Annotated in this window: 13 protein-coding genes and 2 pseudogenes; 3 read left to right on the plus strand and 12 right to left on the minus strand. The window is 67.6% G+C overall.

What is annotated here, in order from left to right:
* Positions 1–136 precede the first annotated feature (136 nt).
* Positions 137–649, minus strand: coding sequence for a fimbrial protein (locus WS69_RS07255; protein WP_059470113.1), 513 nt, complete (start codon positions 647–649; stop codon positions 137–139).
* Between the two features lie 732 nt (positions 650–1381).
* On the opposite strand from WS69_RS07255, the gene WS69_RS33065 reads away from it, so the two are divergent.
* The gene (locus WS69_RS33065; protein ID WP_156437978.1) at positions 1382–2098 is read left to right on the plus strand and encodes a hypothetical protein; all 717 of its coding nucleotides are present in this window, start codon (positions 1382–1384) and stop codon (positions 2096–2098) included.
* Here the strand turns inward: WS69_RS33065 and WS69_RS07265 are convergent.
* Genes WS69_RS07265 through WS69_RS07275 form a run of 3 tightly spaced genes read right to left on the minus strand, consistent with a single transcriptional unit; the run spans position 2028 to position 7970 of the window.
* Entirely contained in the window at positions 2028–3623 is a 1596-nt protein-coding gene (locus tag WS69_RS07265; RefSeq protein ID WP_059470115.1) for an efflux transporter outer membrane subunit, read from the minus strand. The genes WS69_RS33065 and WS69_RS07265 overlap by 71 nt on opposite strands.
* Positions 3623–6754, minus strand: coding sequence for a multidrug efflux RND transporter permease subunit (locus WS69_RS07270; RefSeq protein ID WP_059470116.1), 3132 nt, complete (start codon positions 6752–6754; stop codon positions 3623–3625). The genes WS69_RS07265 and WS69_RS07270 overlap by 1 nt, the downstream gene beginning before the upstream one ends.
* A 16-nt stretch (positions 6755–6770) precedes the next feature.
* Entirely contained in the window at positions 6771–7970 is a 1200-nt protein-coding gene (locus WS69_RS07275) for a MexX/AxyX family multidrug efflux RND transporter periplasmic adaptor subunit (RefSeq protein ID WP_059470117.1), read from the minus strand.
* 147 nt (positions 7971–8117) lie between these two features.
* On the opposite strand from WS69_RS07275, the gene WS69_RS07280 reads away from it, so the two are divergent.
* Together WS69_RS07280 and WS69_RS07285 are read left to right on the plus strand one after the other, a co-directional pair.
* A complete protein-coding gene (locus WS69_RS07280) occupies positions 8118–8789 on the plus strand; it encodes a TetR family transcriptional regulator (RefSeq protein WP_059470118.1) in 672 nt (223 codons plus the stop codon).
* Between the two features lie 309 nt (positions 8790–9098).
* Complete coding sequence (locus WS69_RS07285) at positions 9099–10457, plus strand: M23 family metallopeptidase (RefSeq protein ID WP_059470119.1); 1359 nt, start codon at positions 9099–9101, stop codon at positions 10455–10457.
* A 221-nt stretch (positions 10458–10678) separates the two neighbouring features.
* Here the strand turns inward: WS69_RS07285 and WS69_RS07290 are convergent, their stop codons facing one another.
* From WS69_RS07290 to WS69_RS07325, 8 genes and pseudogenes are all read right to left on the minus strand, one after another.
* Positions 10679–11422 carry an amino acid ABC transporter permease gene (locus tag WS69_RS07290; RefSeq protein WP_059470120.1) on the minus strand — a complete coding sequence of 248 codons (744 nt, stop codon included), beginning with the start codon at positions 11420–11422 and terminating at the stop codon, positions 10679–10681.
* A 2-nt stretch (positions 11423–11424) separates the two neighbouring features.
* Positions 11425–12150 carry an amino acid ABC transporter permease gene (locus tag WS69_RS07295; protein ID WP_059470168.1) on the minus strand — a complete coding sequence of 242 codons (726 nt, stop codon included), beginning with the start codon at positions 12148–12150 and terminating at the stop codon, positions 11425–11427.
* Positions 12151–12417: 267 nt separating this feature from the next.
* The gene (locus tag WS69_RS07300; protein ID WP_059470121.1) at positions 12418–13233 is read right to left on the minus strand and encodes an ABC transporter substrate-binding protein; all 816 of its coding nucleotides are present in this window, start codon (positions 13231–13233) and stop codon (positions 12418–12420) included.
* Between the two features lie 156 nt (positions 13234–13389).
* A pseudogene (locus WS69_RS07305) lies at positions 13390–14354 on the minus strand (ABC transporter permease).
* Positions 14351–15169 (minus strand): ABC transporter ATP-binding protein, encoded by an 819-nt coding sequence (locus tag WS69_RS07310; RefSeq protein WP_059470122.1) that lies wholly within the window; start codon positions 15167–15169, stop codon positions 14351–14353. Before WS69_RS07310 ends, WS69_RS07305 begins: the two are co-directional and overlap by 4 nt.
* Before the next feature lie 324 nt (positions 15170–15493).
* Positions 15494–15727 (minus strand): annotated as a pseudogene (locus tag WS69_RS34570) (ABC transporter substrate-binding protein); the annotation flags it as partial.
* Positions 15728–15737: 10 nt separating this feature from the next.
* Complete coding sequence (locus WS69_RS34575; protein ID WP_231747088.1) at positions 15738–15899, minus strand: hypothetical protein; 162 nt, start codon at positions 15897–15899, stop codon at positions 15738–15740.
* Positions 15900–16151: 252 nt separating this feature from the next.
* Complete coding sequence (locus tag WS69_RS07325; RefSeq protein ID WP_059470124.1) at positions 16152–17456, minus strand: MFS family transporter; 1305 nt, start codon at positions 17454–17456, stop codon at positions 16152–16154.
* Positions 17457–17621: the final 165 nt, after the last annotated feature.

The following is a 17621-nucleotide window of genomic DNA, read 5'->3' on the forward strand; positions in this document are numbered from 1 at the left end:
GAAGGAAGGTCTGATTCGCACGCCGACTGACTGAAACGGGATAGGGATCGCGGAAAAAACGGGACAGCGAAAGGCATCGCGCGAAGAAAGGGCGCGCGCCCTTCCCTCGCGATGCGGCTCGGCGAGCCGCGCCGGCTTACTGGTAGCGGACCGTGAAGTTCGCGACGCCGTCGGCCGTGCCCGGCGTGACGCCTGCGGCGGTCGATTCGTACATCGCGGCGAAGCGCGCGACGCTCGTGCCGTTGCTCAGCACGACCGGGCCCTTCTGCTCCGCGCCGTTGTCGAGGTATTCGCCCGACGCCGATTGCAGGCGGATGCCGACGTTCTTCGCCGAGCCGACCGTCGCGATCAGCTTCGGCTGCGTTGCGTTCGACGTGCCCGTGAACGTGAAGTACGCGTTCTGCGCGACGCTCGTGTCGCAATCGACCAGCTTGATGTCGAAGTTCTGCGGGGTCGACTTGTCGCCGGCTGCCTTGAACGTGTTCGCAGGGACGAAGCCGAGACGCACGGTCTGATCCACCGAACCCGCGTCGATGCCGCATGCGCCCGCGACGATCTCGCCCGTGAAGTTGATGGTGCCGGTGCCGGCGGCGAACGCCGACGTGGACAGCGCGGCGCAGGCGGCGGCGGACAGGAGTGCTTTTTTCATGGCTAATTCCGTAACGTGACAATGAGGGTTTGACGATTTGTCGGACGTATTCGCAATGCGTGGAAATGCATCGCAATGCGCTGGCCTTGGCTCGTCGCGACGAATCGCATTATCAAGATGAATCAGAAAGCATTTTGTAAAACAATGTCAAACAATTGCATTACATTAAATTTTCCAACTGCTTGCTAAACGTTTGCCTGCCGAACGATTTTTCGCCCTTTTGCGGCGCTGGGCACATGTGCCGGATTGAATTCAATTCATTGTTTTTATTGATATAAATTCGTCATGTCGATCTACTTCACTTGTTGCCGCAAGCGGCCTGCGACATCGCCGCGAGGCATCGAAAAATCAACGTTTTCCCGACATTTCCATAACGGTTGTTAAATTGCAACATTGAATATCTCTTTCGGTTGATTTTGAGATATCGATTGCATCGGGAATTTATGGCGCAATCGTTTGCGTTCCCGCGTAATCGCTCATTTCATATATTTCCATTTATCGCAATCACGCGAATACACATGAATTTGAATTTATTTTGCAATTGAAATGCAAATTCATATTTATGAGATAAGTAAGTTTCCGATTTCATGCGCGCGCAATCGTTTGCCAATTGAAAACGAGCATGGGGAAACGTTTGCAAATGGACATCGGGCAATAAGGCCGGCGGATTCGGTCGGGTACCGCCCTCGCCCCCCGCTCGAACCGAGCAGCCTCGATGGTCGGCGAATGTGATTGGTCGGCGCGGCGGCGGTCGTCGAATCGATTCGATCGCCGCGCTTGTCGGCGAGATGGCGGCCTGCCGGCACGATCGCGCTCGACGGCGCCGAGCGGCAGGCTTGCGAGCATTCGAGCGCCGTCGCCGAGTTCGGCATGGCAGCGATGTGGCCGGATCGATCGCCACGAAAACGCGCCGGGCGCTTTACGTCGATGCCGGGCGGCGGAGATGGAACGGGTGAACGCGAACGTGTGCGTGTCGCGAGGTCGAGCGATTTATTGATTTGCGCAGCGGAACCCGCGGCGGCTCGCGAGCGCGGGTCCTGCGGGCAATATGGAAAGATCGAGGCCGCTGGACGACGGGTGTCGTCCCTCGGGAATCGTCATCGGCTCAACGGAAACCGACGCAACGGAACCGTGGTGCGGACGAGCGATGCGCTCCTCGTTGGGGCAACGCTTCACGGCCGGTTCGGTGAACGCGACGCGCTCGCGTCCATTGCGCATCGGCGCATCACACATCGAATCGGCGAATCGGCGAATCGCCAAATCGAATCCGCTCTTCCGGCCGATCCTGCATTGCGCGTGGACGACGACGCGCGCGCCGCCCTGCCGGCCCCGGCAAAATGCGTATCGAAGCGAGCAGGCGTGCGCGGCCCGCTCGCGCTCACGCGCAGGCGTCGCCGCCGCCGCACGCGGCGCGCGACCATCCTCCGCCGAGCGCGCGATACAGTGTGATCGCGTTCGTGAGCCGCAACTGCTTCAAGCGAATCAGTTCCTGCCCGGACTCGAACGTGCTGCGCTGCGCATCGAGCAGTTCCAGATAGCTCGCGACGCCGCTGCCGTAGCGCCGCTCCGCGAGCCTCAGCCGCTCGGCGTCCGCGCCGTACACCGCCTGCTGCGCATCGAGTTGCGCGTCGATCTGATCGCGGGCCGCGAGCGCGTCGGCGACTTCGCGGAACGCGATCTGGATCGTTTTCTCGTATTCGGCGACCGCGATGTGCCTGCGCGCGTCGGCGACGTCGAGGTTCGCGCGATTGCGCCCGCCCGCGAAGATCGGCAGCGTGAGCCGCGGCGCGAACGTCCACACGCTCGCGCCGCCCGAGAAGAGTCCCGCGAACGCGTCGCTGACCGAACCGATCTCCGTCGTGAGCGCGATGCGCGGAAAGAACGCGGCGCGCGCGGCGCCGATGTTCGCATTCGCCGCGACGAGCCGCTGCTCGGCCTGCCGGATGTCCGGCCGCTGCTCGAGCAGATCCGACGACAGCCCCGGCGACACCGCCGCGACCGCGAGCTCGTCGAGCGCGGGCGCATCGGCGCGCAGTGTCGTCCCGAAGTCGCCCGCGAGCAGTTTCAGCGCACTCGTCGCCTGCGTGTGCTCGCGCTCGAGCGCCGCCTTCGACGCGCGCGCCGACGCGACGAGCATCTCGGCCGTGCGCAGCTCGATCGCCGTGCCGGTGCCGGCCGCATAGCGGCGCTGCGTCAGCGCATACGTCGCGTCGCGTGCGGCGAGCGTGCGCCCGGCGAGCTTCAGCTGATCGACGAGCGCGCGTTCGGTCACGTACGCGGACGCGACTTCGGCAATCAGGCTGATGCGCGCCGCGCGCTGCCCTTCGGCCGTCGCGAAGTACTCGGCGAGCGCCGCGTCGGACAGGCTCTTCACGCGGCCGAACAGATCGATCTCGAACGCGCTCACGCCGACGCCTGCGCGATACAGCGTGCTCGTCGCGCTCTCGCGCAGCACCGGGTCGTACTGGCGCGTGCGCTCGTAGCCGAGATTGCCGTCGATCGACGGCAGCCGGTCCGCGCGCGCGACGCCATAGAGGCCGCGTGCTTCCTGAATGCGCAGCGTCGCGATCCGCAGATCGCGGTTGTTCACGAGCGCCGCGTCGATCAGCGCGCGCAGCGACGGATCGGTGAAGTACGCGCGCCAGTCGTCGAGGCGCATGTCGTGCGTGTCGTGCATGTCGGCCGCTTCGTGCGCGTCGCCGGCCTCGCGCGTATCACGCATATCGCGCTCGCCACGGTCGGCCGCTGCGGCATCCGATGCCGCGGCGGCCGTTGCCGTCGCGTGTACGCCCCGCGACGCGCCCGCCGCCGAGGGCGCGTAGCGCGCGGGCACGGGCGCCGCCGGCCGTTCGTAGCGCGGCGCGAGCGTGCAGCCCGCGACGAGCGCCGCCGCGAGCGCGATCGGCCACGCCCGCCGCGCATCCGGCTGTCGCAGGCGGCATCGCTCGCCCTGCAAGGGCAGACATTTCATCATCACTTGGTCTCCAGTGCCGCGTGCGCGCTGCCGCGCCGGCGCGAGCCGACGTCGAACACGCGGCCGACGCACACGAAAAAGAGCGGGACGAGGAAGATCGCGAACAGCGTCGCGCTGATCACGCCGCCGAGCACGCCCGTGCCGATCGCGACCTGCGCGCCGGACGCGGCGCCCGTCGCGAACGCGAGCGGCAGCACGCCGACGCCGAACGCGAGCGACGTCATCACGATCGGCCGCAGCCGCAGCCGTGCGGCTTCGAGCGCCGCGTCGGCAAGCGACATCCGTTGCGCAACCAGATCCTTCGCGACCTCGACGATCAGGATCGCGTTCTTCGCCGACAACCCGATCGTCGCGATCAGTCCCACCTTGAAGTAAATATCGTTGGGCATCCCGCGCAGCGTGACGCCCGCCACCGCGCCGATCACGCCGAGCGGCACGACGAGCATCACCGCGAACGGAATCGACCAGCTCTCGTACAGCGCCGCGAGCGCGAGAAACACGACGAGCACCGACAGCGCAAACAGCATCGGCGCCTGCGCGCCCGACAGCCGTTCTTCGTACGACTGCCCGGACCACGCATAGCCGACGCCCGCCGGCAGCGTCGACGCGATCCGCTCGATCGCCGCCATCGCCTCGCCGCTGCTGTGTCCCGCCGCGGCCGAGCCGTTGATCGTGAACGACGGGAAGCCGTTGTAGCGCGTCAACTGCGGCGGGCCCATCGTCCAGCGCAGCGTCGCGAACGCGGACAGCGGCACCATCTCGCCCTTCGAATTGCGCACGCGCAGCTTCGTCACGTCGTCGGGATCGAGCCGGTGCCGCCCGTCCGCCTGCACGATCACGCGGCGCACCTGCGCGCCGTGCATGAAGTCGCCGATGTATTCGGAGCCGAACATCACCGCGAGCGTCGCGTTGATCTCGTCCATCGACACGCCGAGCGCCGACGCCTTCGCGCGATCGATGTCGAGCTTGAGCTGCGGCGCGTCCTGCGTGCCGGCGAACATCAGATCGGTCAGCACGGCGTTCGCGTGCCCTTCGGCGAGCAGCCTCTCGCGCGCGGCGACGAGCGCCGCGTAGCCGAGCCCGCCGCGATCCTGCAGACGGAAATCGAAGCCGCCCGTCGAGCCGAGATCGGGCAAGGCGGGCGAATTCATCGCGAACACCGTCGTGTTCGGCGTACCCGCGAAGCGTTCGTTGATCCGTGCGACGATCGCCTGCACCTGGTCGTGCGCGCGCTTGCGCTCCTTCCAGTCCTTCAGCGTGACGAAGATCATCCCGCCGTTCGGCCCTTCGCCGTACAGGTTGAAGCCGCCGAGCGCGAACGTGTACGCGCTCGGCTCCTTGTTGCGCACGTATTCCTCGACGCGCCGCACGCTCTGCATCGTCTCCGCGAGCGGCGTGCCCTGCGGGCGGATCACCATCACCATGAAGTTGCCCTGGTCCTCGTCCGGCAGGAACGCGGTCGGCAGCTTCATGAGCAGCAGCACGGCGCCCGCCGTCAGCGCGCCGTACACGACGAGCCAGCGCAGCGGACGCTTCAGCACCTGGCCAACGCGCGCTGCGTAGCGGTTCGTCGCGCGCGCGACGAACCGGTTGAACCAGCCGAAGAAGCCGCCCTTCTCGTGATGGTCGTCGGCGACGGGTTTCAGCAGCGTCGCGCACAGCGCGGGCGTGAGCGACAGTGCGAGGAACGCCGAGAAGCCGATCGACACCGCGAGCGCGAGCGCGAACTGCCGGTAGATGTTGCCGACCGCGCCGCCGAAGAACGCCATCGGCACGAACACCGACGTCAGCACGACGGTGATCCCGACGATCGCGCCGCTGATCTGCTTCATCGCCTTCACGGTCGCCTCGTACGGCGGCAGTTTCTCCTCGACCATCAGCCGCTCGACGTTCTCGACGACGACGATCGCATCGTCGACGAGGATGCCGATCGCGAGCACCATCCCGAACATCGTCAGCACGTTGATCGAGAAGCCCGCGGCGAGCATCGCGCCGAACGTGCCGAGCAGCGCGACGGGCACGACGAGCGTCGGGATCAGCGTCGCGCGGAAGTTCTGCATGAAGAGGAACATCACCGCGAACACGAGCACGCCCGCCTCGACGAGCGTCGTCACGACCTTGCTCATCGACACGCGCACGAACGACGACGTCTCGTACGGAATCTGGTACGTGACGCCCGCCGGGAAGAACTTCGACAGCGCGTCCATCGTCGCGCGCACGCGCTTTTCGGTCGCGACCGCGTTCGATCCCGCCGCGAGCTTGATGCCCATGCCGGTCGCCGTCTTGCCGTTCACGAACGACGGATAGTTGTAGTCGTTGCCGCCGAACTCGATTTTCGCGACGTCGCGCAGATAGAGCGTCGAGCCGTCGGCGCGCGCGCGCAGCGCGATCGCGCCGAACGCGTCGGGCGTCGACAGCGGCGCGTCGGCGAGCACGGTCGCCGCGATCGGCGCGCTGTCCGGCACCGCGCTGCGGCCGATGTCGCCGATCGTCACGCGCGCGTTGTGCGCGCGCACGGCCGTCGCGATGTCGGATGCCGTCAGATTGAGCGCCGCCATCTTGACCGGGTCCGGCCAGATCCGCATCGCGTATTCGGCGCCCCAGAACTGCACCTTGCCGACGCCTTCGACGCGCCGCAGCGCCTGCACGACGTTCGCCGACGCGTATTCGCCGAGCTGCACGGCCGACATCCGTCCGTCTTCCGACGTGAGCGACACGACGAGCTGGATGTTGTCGGCCGCCTTTTCGACCGAAATGCCGTCGCGCCGCACGGGTTCGGGCAGCCTCGCCTCGACGGTCTTCAGCCGGTTCTGCACGTCGACCGCCGCGAGATCGGCGCTCACGCCCTGCTTGAACGTCAGGTACAGCGACGCCTGGCCGGCGCTGCTCGTCGCCGACGTATACAGGAGGCCGGGCACGCCGTTCATCTCGCGCTCGATCACGGCCGTGACCGATTCCTCGACGACCTGCGCGGACGCGCCCGGATACGTCGCGTAGATGCTGACGACGGGCGGCGCGATGTCCGGATACTGCGCGACGGGCAGCGCGCGAATCGCGAAGATGCCGCCCAGCATGATGAATAGCGAGATCACCCAGGCGAACACCGGGCGATCGATGAAGAAACGAGCCATGATCGAGTTGTGCTTGTCAGGTTTGGCGCTTCGCGGGCGCGGCGGCCGCGCCCGGCCCGGAGGCCGGTTGCGCGGGCGCGTCGCGCTCGACCGCCTTCACGGTCGCGCCTGCTTCGAATTGCGCGGCGTCGTCGACGACGATGCGCTCGCCGCCGTGAAGCCCGCGCGTGACGATCCAGTCGCGGCCTTTCATCTGCGAGGCCTCGACCGTCACGTCGCGAATCTTTCCGTCCTTGTCGACGACCTTGACGGTCGTGCTGTCGGCGGTGCGCAGGAGCGCGTCGCGCGGCACGAGGAACGCGTCGCGCGCGATCGCGCGCTCGAGCGTGATCCGCACGTACGCGCCCGGCAGCAGCTCGCGCTCCGGATTCGGAAAGAGCGCGCGCATCGCGACCGTGTCGGTCGACGGATCGACCGCGAGATCCGCGAACAGCAGCTTGCCCTTGCGCGCATACGTGCTGCCGTCCGGGCGCACGAGCGCCACCTCGACGTCCCGCTGCGCGATGCCCGCCGCGCGGCCGCTCTTCACCGCGCGCCGCAGCGACTCGACGTCGGCAGCCGGCTGCGAGAAGTTCACGTAGATCGGATCGAGCTGCTCGACGGTCGTGAGCGGCGTCGCCTGGTCCTGGCCGACGAGCGCGCCTTCGGTGACGAGCGCGCGGCGCGCGCGGCCGTCGATCGGCGCGGTGACGGTCGCGTAGTCGAGCTGCAGTTGCGCACGCGCGAGCTCCGCGCGCGCCGATGCGACGGCCGCCCGCGCCTGCCGCTCGTCGGCGAGCGCCTCGGTGTGATCGCGCTCGCTGACCGCCCGGTCGCGCACGAGCTCGTCGTAGCGGCGCCGCTTGTCGAGCGCCGCGAGATGCGCGGCCTGCGCCTTCTCGAGCGCGCCCGCGGCCGCATCGCGCGCCGCCTTGAACGGCGCGGGATCGATCTTGAACAGCACCGCGCCGCGCTTCACTTCCTGTCCTTCTTCGTACGTGCGCGCGGTCACGATGCCCGCGACCCGCGCGCGCACCTCGGCTTGCCGGTAGGCGTCGAGCCGGCCCGGCAATTCGACCGAGAGCGGCACCGACGCTTTCTTCGCCGTGACGACGGTCGCCTGGCGCGGCGAGGCCGCCTCGCCGCCGCCGTCGCGCTTGCCGCAGCCAACGGCGACGAACGCCGCGACGGCGAGCGCCGCCCACAAGCGGCGCATGCGCGCCCATTCGTATTTCATTGTTTTCCTCGCGATTCGTTCGGCCCGGGACGAACTTGGGGGCCGGTCAGGGCGATCGATTATAATCAGTCGCGACTGATTAAATAGTGTCGCTTGATAGAATGTCGCAAGAAAACGACAAGCAATCGAAAGGGAGAGTCGACCTACATGGCCCGCAAGACACGCGAAGAATCGTTGAACACGAAGAACCGGATCCTCGACGCCGCCGAGCTCGTGCTGCTCGAAAAAGGCGTCGGACAGACCGCGATGGCCGATATCGCGGAAGCGGCCGGCATGTCGCGCGGCGCGGTCTACGGACATTTCAAGGGCAAGCTCGAAGTGTGTGTCGCGATGTGCGACCGCGCGTTCTCGCGCGCGGTCGAGGGATTCGAGCTGTCCGACGAGCGCCCCGCGCTCGCAACGCTGCGCCTAGCCGCGTCGCACTACCTGCATCAATGCGGCGAGCCCGGCTCGATGCAGCGCGTGCTCGAGATCCTCTACATGAAATGTGAGCAGAGCGAAGAAAACGCGCCGCTGCTGCGCCGCCGCGCGCTCTACGAATTGCAGGCGCTGCGGATCACGAAGGCGCTGCTGCGCCGCGCGGTCCTCACAGGCGAACTCGACGCGTCGCTCGACGTGCATCTCGCGGGCGTCCATTTCCTGTCCCTGCTCGAAGGCATCTTCGGCTCGATGATCTGGACGACGCGGCTGCGCGGCGACCGCTGGGGCGATGCCGAGGCGATGCTCGACGCGGGCGTCGATGCGCTGCGCGCGTCGCCCGCGCTGCGGCGCGCCCAAGATTGCACGTCACGCGCGCCGGTGCGCGCAATTGCGCACTGAGTGCGCCGACTATCCGCCCCTACATAAAATCGTCAACCGTGCGGAACAATTGCGCGCGCCGCGCGGTCATTCAAGTTGACGTCGATTCATCATATGGGTTTGAACCCTCGAGAGCCGAATCGCCGTTCGGAGCGGACATCGTCCGCGTCGTTGGGCCGAACGGTGCGCAGCGGGGCGCGGTCCGGTCGTGATCGCGCCCCGCTGCGTTGAACGTCCAGGCGCTGCCGCCCGCTTCGGCGCGAGCCTTTCCGCAGCCGCCCGCCCACCCTCTTTCGTTTCGAACCGCCTTTTTCAAGGATGTGGACACCGTTGGCCAAGCCATTCGCGCATACCGTTTCCGTTTCTTCCGGCGATCCCGCGTCCGCCGCCGGATCGCCGGCCCAGGCCGCCGCCCCCCGCTCGTTCAAACGCAAGCTGCCCGCGGCGAGCACGCTCGCCGCGCTGATCGCATTCGGTCTCGCGGCGCTGCCTGCCGTGTCGAAGTCGCCTGATGCGTCGACCGCGAACGCCGCACGCACACCGCAGCGCGTGCTCGCCGACGCGCCGTTTCCGAGCGCGCAGCGCTTCGTCACAAACGAACTCGAGCGCATGATCGCCGAGCAGGCGCCGCACGCCGATCCGCTGCAGGCACACGCCGATCGAACCGATCCGGCGGGCGCCGACTCGACGCCGGGCCTAACGCGGCCCGGCCTCTTCGCGTCGCTCGCCGAGCATCGCAACGAACTGCTCGGTTACGACGGCCGCGCGTTCTCGCTCGCGGATTCGGTGCTCGCGCCGACCGACGGCGGCGTGCGCTCGGGAGCGATCGAGCAGACGCTTGCCGACACGCTCAATCAGATCGACATCCCGCCCGAAGTGCGGATCCAGATCGGCGACCTGATCTCCGACCGCGTTCATTCGCACGCGAACGCGCAGCCGGGCGATCGCTACCGGATCGCATTCGACGCCGCATCGGGCAAGCCGCGCGTGACCGCGCTCGAGCTGCGCGTCGCGGGCCGCAAGTTCGGCGCGATCTGGTTCAAGCCGCCGGGCGCGGCGGGCGGCGCGTATTACGCATTCGACGGCCAGCCGCTCGACGCGCCCGCGCTCACGATGCCCGTCGTCAGCACGCGAATCAGTTCGTATTTCGGCGAACGCATCCATCCGCTGTCGCACATCCTGCAAATGCACACGGGCGTCGACCTCGCCGCGCCGACCGGCACGCGCGTCGGCGCGGCGGCGGCAGGCGTCGTGTCGTTCGTCGGCTACGATCCCGGCGGCTACGGCAAGTACGTCGTGATCGATCATCCGGACCGCACGTCGACCTACTACGCGCACCTGTCGGCGTTCGCGCCGGGGCTCGAAGCCGGGATGACGGTCGCGCAGGGGCAGCGGATCGGCGCGGTCGGCTCGACCGGCGCGGCGACGGGCCCGCATCTGCATTTCGAGGTCCGCGTCGACGATCAGCCGGTCGATCCGCTCGTCGCGCTTGCCAACGCGCAGAACACGCTGTCGGCGATGCAGCTCGACGCGTTCCGTCGCGTCGAGAGCGAAGCGCGCTTCCGGCTCGCGTCGAGCGGCGCGCGGCCGCTCGGCTTCGCGCAAGTCGACGCGCCGCTGTGGGCCGAGTTCGCGACCGATACGTCGACGCTGCGCGCGATCTTCAACACGCACTACGCGTCGTCGTGACGATGCGGTAGCGCAGGAGCCGCGCGCGTCGGCGCGCGAGGCTTCGATTCCGCCCGAGATTCGAGCGGCCGCGTCGTCTTCGGCAAATGCTTGCGCCGTCGTGCGATCCGCCGCGCGCATCGCTCTCGATACGGCGATGCGCCGAAACGCCCGTGCAGACGCTGCCCGCGGCGCGAACACGTCCCGCGCCCGCACGCCTTCCGCCGGGCGACGCTATCGCGCTATCGCGGCCCGCTCGACGCCGGCTGCGCGGCCGCCGCGCTCGGCGTCTCGCCGCCTTGCGGCGATCCGCGCCGATCGCGCGCGAGCAGCCACGTCGCCGCGACGTCGAGCGCGGTGCAGAGAATCAGATAGATGACGCCGACGAACAGAAAGACCTGCGCGGGATACACCATCAGCCGATTGTTGACCTGCGTCGCGACGAACGACAGCTCCGGCACGCCGACGATATACGCGAGCGACGTGTCCTTCACGAGCGACACCCACTGGTTGACGAACGACGGCGTCATGATCTTCACCGCCTGCGGCAGCAGCGCGTAGCGCACCGTCTGCCAGCGCGTGAGCCCGAGCGACAGGCCCGCCTGCCACTGCCCCGCGCCCGCCGCGCGAATCCCCGCATGCACCGAATGCGCGAGATACGCGCCGCCGATGAGCGACAGCGCGCACACGACGGCCGCGAGCCCCGGCACGTCGGCGTGCAATAGCACGGGCAGCAGGAAGTACGTCCAGAAGATCAGCATCAGCACCGGAATCGCACGGAAAAAACCGATCACGACGACGAGCACGCTGCGCAGCGCGCCCGTGGCGAGCGCGAGCGCGACGCCGCCCGCGACGCCCAGCGCGGCCGACGCGAGCGCCGATGTGATCGCGAGCGCGAGCGACAGCGCGGCGCCGCCGAGCGGGCCGTCCGGGAACGCGCCGACGAGCAGGTACGGCAGGTTGTTCGCGAGTATCGACAGATCCATCGTCAACGCCCCGCGAACGTGCGATCGCGACGCCGGACCGTCCACTGCGCGAGCGCCTCGACGACCGCGACCGCCGCGATGTACAGCACGGTCGACACGCCGAACGCGGCGAAGGTCCTGAAGGTCTCGGTCTCGACCTGGCGCGACGCGTACGACAGCTCGGCGACGCCGATCGCCATCGTCAGCGACGAGTTCTTGATCAGGTTCATGTATTGGCCGAACAGCGGCGGCAACGCGATCCGCACCGCCTGCGGCAGCACGACGAAGCGGAACGTCTGCAGCGGCGCGAGGCCGAGCGCGCTCGCCGCGTGATACTGGCCGGCCGGCACGCCGCGCAGCCCTGCGTGGAACTCCTCGGCGACGAACGCGCTCGTGTAGCAGCTCAAGCCGACCCAGCCGGCAACGAATTCGAACGACGGCCAATGCAGCTCGACGCCGCCCACCGCGATCGCGTGGCGCGCGTTGAGCCAGGCCATCACGGGCTCCGGCAGCAGCGACGCGACGCCGAAATACCAGAACAGGAGCTGCACGACGAGCGGCGTGTTGCGAAACGCGACGACGTAGGCGGCGGCCGCGCGCCTCGGCCACGCGCGCTTCGCATGACGCGCGATCGCCAGCGCGAAGCCCGCGAACGTCGCCGCGACGGCCGCCGCGACCGACAGGCCGAGCGTCAGCAGGAAGCCCTGCCATAACCACATCAGATACTTGGGAGCGAGCCAGGCGTCCATCTTGTCTGCTTGGGGCCGCCCGTGCGGCGGCCGCGTTTGCGTCTCGGGATTGCGCCGGCCTGCGCGCCCGCATGCGGCGCACGTCCGGTGCGAGTGCGGGCCACACGCGGTCTGCATGCGGCCCGTGCCGACCTCTGCGCGATATCGAATGCGCGCGTCGTACGCACGCCCGACCTCGCACGCGTGGCCGCCGAGCGCGGATCGCGCCCGACGCCCGCGCATCGCCGCGCGTCTTCAGCGCTTGTTCAATGCTCGTTCAGCACTCGTTCAACGCTTGTCGCCGATCTTGAAGATCCGCGTGAGCGGCGTCTTCGTGCTCGGCCCGAACCACGCGTCGTAGATCCTGCCCGCGCGGCCGCCCGCTTCGAGGCCCTTCAGCGTGTCGTCGACGAACGCGACGAGCCGCGCCTCGCCCTTCGGCACGCCGACGCCCATGTAGTCGTTCGAGATCGTGAACGCCGGGATCTCGTAGTTCTGCTTGTCCGGCACGTTCGCGAGCAGGCCGATCAGCTTCGGGCCGTCCTGCGTGATCGCCTGCACGTTGCCCGCGCGCAGCGCGGCGAACGCGAACGGCGTGTCGTCGTATGCGACGATCGTCGCCTTCGGATACTTGTCGCGCAGCGTGACCTCGTTCGTCGTGCCCTTGTCCGCGCCGATGCGCAGGCCGTTCAACTGGTCGGCCGATTTCAGAACGCCCTTCTTCGCGAGGAACTGCTGGCCCGACGCGAAGTACGGAATGCTGAAGTCGACTTGCTTCGCACGCTCGTCGGTGATCGTGAAGTTCGCGAGCACGAGGTCGACCTTGCCCGACGTCAGGAACGGAATGCGGTTCGCGGGATTGGTCGGCTGCAGCTTCAGCTTGACGCCGAGCTTGTCGGCGAGCGCCTGCGCGTAGTCGACGTCGAGGCCGACGATGCGGTTCGTCTTCGGATCGACGAAGCCGAACGGCGGATTGCTGTCGAACGTCGCGACGCGCAGCACGCCCGCTTTCTTGATGTCGTCGAGGCGGTCAGCGTGCGCGGCCGCATGCGCGGCGATGAGCGAAAAACCGATGAGCCAGGTAGCGAGAGGCTTGAGTTTCATTGGCGATCTCTTGATCTCTTGTTTTGTCGTGAAGCCGGCGCGCGACGCGTCCGGCCGGATGAGCGACGCAGCGTGAAGCGCCGCGAGTCCGTCACCGTATCAGTGCATGCACCGCTTTCGAACCAAGAAATGCTGCTGACCTCAGCAGTTTTCTTGCTATTGCGCGCGGATGCGCGAAGCAAATGCGCGCGGCGCGCTATGTTGCGCGCCCCAGCGCTTGACGCTCACGCGTTCGAGCGCGTCGAACACGCCGTGCTCGACGATCCGTCCGATCACGATCACCGCGGCGAGCCCCGCGAACACGCGGTCCGTATCGAGCGCGTTGCGATTCTGGAAGATGTACCAGCCGAGCCCGCCGCCGCCCGCGCTCGCGCCGAACACGAGCTCGGCCGCGATCAGCGTGCGCCACGCGAACGCCCCCCGCGAGAATCGACGGCAGCGCGGCCGGAATCAGGATCGAGACGACGTGACGCGAGCCCGTCAGCCCGCAATTGCGGCCGACCATCCTGAGCGTCGCGGGCACCGCCTGAAAGCCCGCGAACGTGTTTAGCGGAAGCGGCCAGGGCACCGCGTGCACGAGCACGAACAGCAGGCTGCCCGTGTCGAGGCCGAACCACAGCAACGCGAGCGGCAGCAGCGCGATCGACGGCAGCGGATTGAACATCGCGGCCAGCATCGTCATGCAGATCGCGGCCGATGCGTGTCGTCACCGCCAGCGTGGTCAGCGCGAACGCACAAGCAACGCCGAGCGCATAGCCGCGCAGCAGCACCGACAGCGACACCGCGATCTTCGCCGGCAGCTCGCCGTTCGCGATGCCCTGCGCGAAGGCAAGCGCGGTCGCGCTGAAGGTCGGCAGCAGCAGATCGTTGTCGATCGCGCGCGCGGCGAATTCCCATCCGGCGATCAGCACGAACGCGATCAGCATCTTGCGCAGCCATCCCGCGTCGCGCAGACGAGCGAACGCCGACGGCCGCGCGAGCGGTGCGGAGCCGATGTCGCGCTCGCCGACGGCGGACGGATCGCCCGTCGGAACGGCGCCAGCCGGCGCAGTCGGCGCAAGCGCGATCTCATACTCGTCGCGCACGGGCGGCGCGATCCGCGCGCTCGTATTCGTGCTCATGCGTGCGCTCCATGCTCGTCGAACAACAGCCGATGGATTCGGTCCGCCGTCCGCTGAAAATCCGCGCGCCCGACGCTGCCTTCGGCGAAATGATGGCTGTTGAGCTCCGCGCGCACGCGTCCAGGATGAGGAGACAGCAGCAGAATCGGGTTGCCGATCACGAGCGCCTCTTCGATCGAATGCGTGACGAACAGCAGCGTGAAGCGCGCGTCGTCCCACAGCCACAGCAGCTCGTGCTGCATCCGCCGGCGCGTGAGCGCGTCGAGCGCGGCGAACGGCTCGTCCATCAGCAGCACGCGCGGCTCCATCGCGAGCGCGCGTCCGATCGCGACGCGCTGCTTCATCCCGCCCGACAGCGTGTGCGGATACGCATCGGCGAACGCGCTCAGGCCCACCTTGTCGAGCGCCGAACCTGCGCGCGCCGCAGCCTCGGCGCGCGGCAGCTTCTTCGCCGCCCGCAGCGGAAACGCGACGTTCTCGAGCACCGTCTTCCACGGCGGCAATTGATCGAACTCCTGGAACACGACGATGCGGTCGGCGCCCGGGCCGCGCACCGGTTCGCCCGCGAGCGTGATCGCGCCCTCGACGGGCGCGACGAAGCCCGCGATCGCCTTCAGCAACGTCGACTTGCCGCAGCCGGACGGCCCCAGCAGCACGAAGCGATCCGCGCCGTAGACGTCGAAGCTCACCTGCTGCATCGCGCGCACGACGCGCTCGCGGCTGCGGTATTCGAGCGTCACGCGATCGACGGCGAGCAGCTTGCCGCCCGCCGCATCGGCCGGATTCGCAAACAGGGTTGATGGTTCTGCCGCCATGCGCCGCACTCCATCGAGTCCCGCCGGGACGATCAAAAAAAATGCCCGCTGCGAAAGCGGGCGAGAATCCCAGTCAAGGAGGTGTCACACGAACTACGGGTTCAGATTAAGGCTCGTGGGCGCTGCGCACAACGAAGCATTTTCGATATCGATATCGCGACCGCCGCATTGACGTCACGTCGATGTCACGCCGATGTCGCATTGACATTGCTTCGATGCCGGATGCCGGATGCCGGCCGCATAAATCGCATCGCCGCGCGGCGCACGTCTCGTGCCGAAACGCGCCGAGTGCGACCGGCCGCGCGAAACGCGACGATACACGCATCAACTGCCCTGCGCGGTCGCGGGATCGTCGAAGAAATAATCGCGCCAGGTCTTCGGCTCGTTGCGGATCGCGCCGACGCGATGCATGAACTGCGCGAGCGCGAACGTGTTCTGCGGCGCGATCTTGAACTGCACCTGCGGATCCTTGACGATATTCAGCAGCAGCGCGCGACCCGCCTTCGAGCGGTTCACGCGCAGATACGCGTCGACCGCACCGTCCGGATTCTGCTCGATCAGGTGCTGGTCACGCGCGACGTTCAACAGCAGATAGACTGCCGAATTGCTCGGCGATCCGGATGCGCCCTTCGGCGCGGGCCGCGGGCGTGGCAAAAACCGAGGCGGCGGCGAGCGCGGCGGCCAGCAAGGCCGCGAGCGAACGTCGGCCGAAAAACGATGCGCGTGTCATGACGACCCCATGAATTCCGTCGAGACAGCGAATCTAGGGGCGCTCGCGCGCACGGGTCAACGAAGCAAATCCGCTACGCTGATCGGCTGCGGCAATAACGACGCGCACATGTAAAAACGGCGCTTCGCGATGATGCGAAACGCCGTTTGCACGCGCGCGGCACGGGCTCCCCGACGCGCCGCCGCTCGCGCTCGAATCGAATCGCGCGGCGAGCGCCGAACCGGACGGCCCCGCCGCGCGGCCGAGCCGCGATCAGGGCTCGTGGCGCAGATACCCTTCCTTGCTCGGATCGCGCATCCGCCACGACACGATGAGCGAGATCGCGCACAGCACGGTCACGTACCAGTAGAAGCTCGACTCGCTGCCGACCGACTTGAACCACAGCGCGACGTACTCGGCCGAGCCGCCGAAGATCGCGTTCGCGACCGCGTATGACAGGCCGACGCCCATCGCGCGCACTTCGGGCGGGAACATCTCGGCCTTGATGAGACCGCTGATCGACGTATAGAAGCTGACGATCGCGAGCGCGACGACGATGAGGACGAACGCCGCATACGGGCTCGTCACGCCGCCCAGCGCGTGCATCAGCGGCACCGTGCCGATCACGGCGCCCGTGCCGAACAGGATCATCGACATCCGGCGGCCGATCTTGTCCGACAGCGCGCCGAACACCGGCTGCATCAGCATGTAGACGAAGAGCGCGGCCGTCATCACGTTGCTCGCCGTCTTCGCGTGCATCCCCGCCGTGTTGACCAGGTACTTCTGCATGTACGTCGTGAACGTATAGAAGATCAGCGAGCCGCCGGCGGTAAAGCCGACCACCGTCAGGAACGCGCCCTTGTGCTGCCACACGCCGCGGATCGTACCGGCATCCTTCGCCTTGCGCGATTCGCTCGTCGACGTCTCGTCGAGCGACTTGCGCAGATACAGCGAGATCAGCGCGGCCGCCGCGCCGACGACGAACGGAATCCGCCAGCCCCACGCCTTCAGTTCGGCGGTCGACAGCGTCTGCTGCAAGATCACGAGCACGAGGAGCGCGCAGAGCTGGCCGCCGATCAGCGTCACGTACTGGAACGACGCGAAGAACCCGCGGCGGCCCTTGAGCGCGACCTCGCTCATGTAGGTCGCGCTCGTGCCGTATTCGCCGCCGACGGACAGCCCCTGAAACAGCCGCGCGACGAGCAGCAGGAACGGCGCGAGCGCGCCGATCTGCGCATAGGTCGGCAGCACCGCGATCACGAGCGAGCCGCCGCACATCATCAGCACCGAGATCATCATCGCGGCGCGGCGGCCGTGCTTGTCGGCGATCCGGCCGAACAGCCAGCCGCCGATCGGGCGCATCAGGAAGCCCGCCGCGAACACGCCAGCCGTGTTGAGCAGTTGCGTCGTCGTGTTGCCGCTCGGGAAGAACGCCGGCGCGAAGTACAGCGCGCAGAACGAGTAGATGTAGAAGTCGAACCACTCGACGAGGTTGCCCGACGATGCGCCCACGATCGCGAGTACGCGGCGCCGGACGTCTTGCCGCGTGACGGCGGCGACGGCGGTCTGATCATTCATGGATGGTCTTTTCCTTGAGGTTCTCTTGGATGGCCTGGCGGTGGTGAGCTGCCGCCTTCTTGTTCGACGCGCGCGGTGATACCGGTTCCACCTCGGCGTGGCCGCGATTCTAGCGAAATGTAATGTAACTGGCTGCCCGGGATCGCCCGGATGTCGAAAAAATAA

The sequence above is a fragment of the Burkholderia sp. BDU5 genome (assembly GCF_001522845.1).
Classification (GTDB): Bacteria; Pseudomonadota; Gammaproteobacteria; order Burkholderiales; family Burkholderiaceae; genus Burkholderia; species Burkholderia mayonis.

Excerpts from the sequence above, each read along its gene's own strand:
- WS69_RS07275 (WP_059470117.1), bottom strand. The coding sequence starts at position 7,970 with ATGAAATACGAATGGGCGCGCATGCGCCGCTTGTGGGCGGCGCTCGCC.
- WS69_RS07310 (WP_059470122.1), bottom strand. The coding sequence starts at position 15,169 with ATGGCGGCAGAACCATCAACCCTGTTTGCGAATCCGGCCGATGCGGCG.
- WS69_RS07295 (WP_059470168.1), bottom strand. The coding sequence starts at position 12,150 with ATGGACGCCTGGCTCGCTCCCAAGTATCTGATGTGGTTATGGCAGGGC.
- WS69_RS07270 (WP_059470116.1), bottom strand. The coding sequence starts at position 6,754 with ATGGCTCGTTTCTTCATCGATCGCCCGGTGTTCGCCTGGGTGATCTCG.
- WS69_RS07290 (WP_059470120.1), bottom strand. The coding sequence starts at position 11,422 with ATGGATCTGTCGATACTCGCGAACAACCTGCCGTACCTGCTCGTCGGC.
- WS69_RS07265 (WP_059470115.1), bottom strand. The coding sequence starts at position 3,623 with ATGATGAAATGTCTGCCCTTGCAGGGCGAGCGATGCCGCCTGCGACAG.
- WS69_RS07325 (WP_059470124.1), bottom strand. The coding sequence starts at position 17,456 with ATGAATGATCAGACCGCCGTCGCCGCCGTCACGCGGCAAGACGTCCGG.
- WS69_RS07280 (WP_059470118.1), top strand. The coding sequence starts at position 8,118 with ATGGCCCGCAAGACACGCGAAGAATCGTTGAACACGAAGAACCGGATC.
- WS69_RS07255 (WP_059470113.1), bottom strand. The coding sequence starts at position 649 with ATGAAAAAAGCACTCCTGTCCGCCGCCGCCTGCGCCGCGCTGTCCACG.
- WS69_RS34575 (WP_231747088.1), bottom strand. The coding sequence starts at position 15,899 with ATGACACGCGCATCGTTTTTCGGCCGACGTTCGCTCGCGGCCTTGCTG.
- WS69_RS07300 (WP_059470121.1), bottom strand. The coding sequence starts at position 13,233 with ATGAAACTCAAGCCTCTCGCTACCTGGCTCATCGGTTTTTCGCTCATC.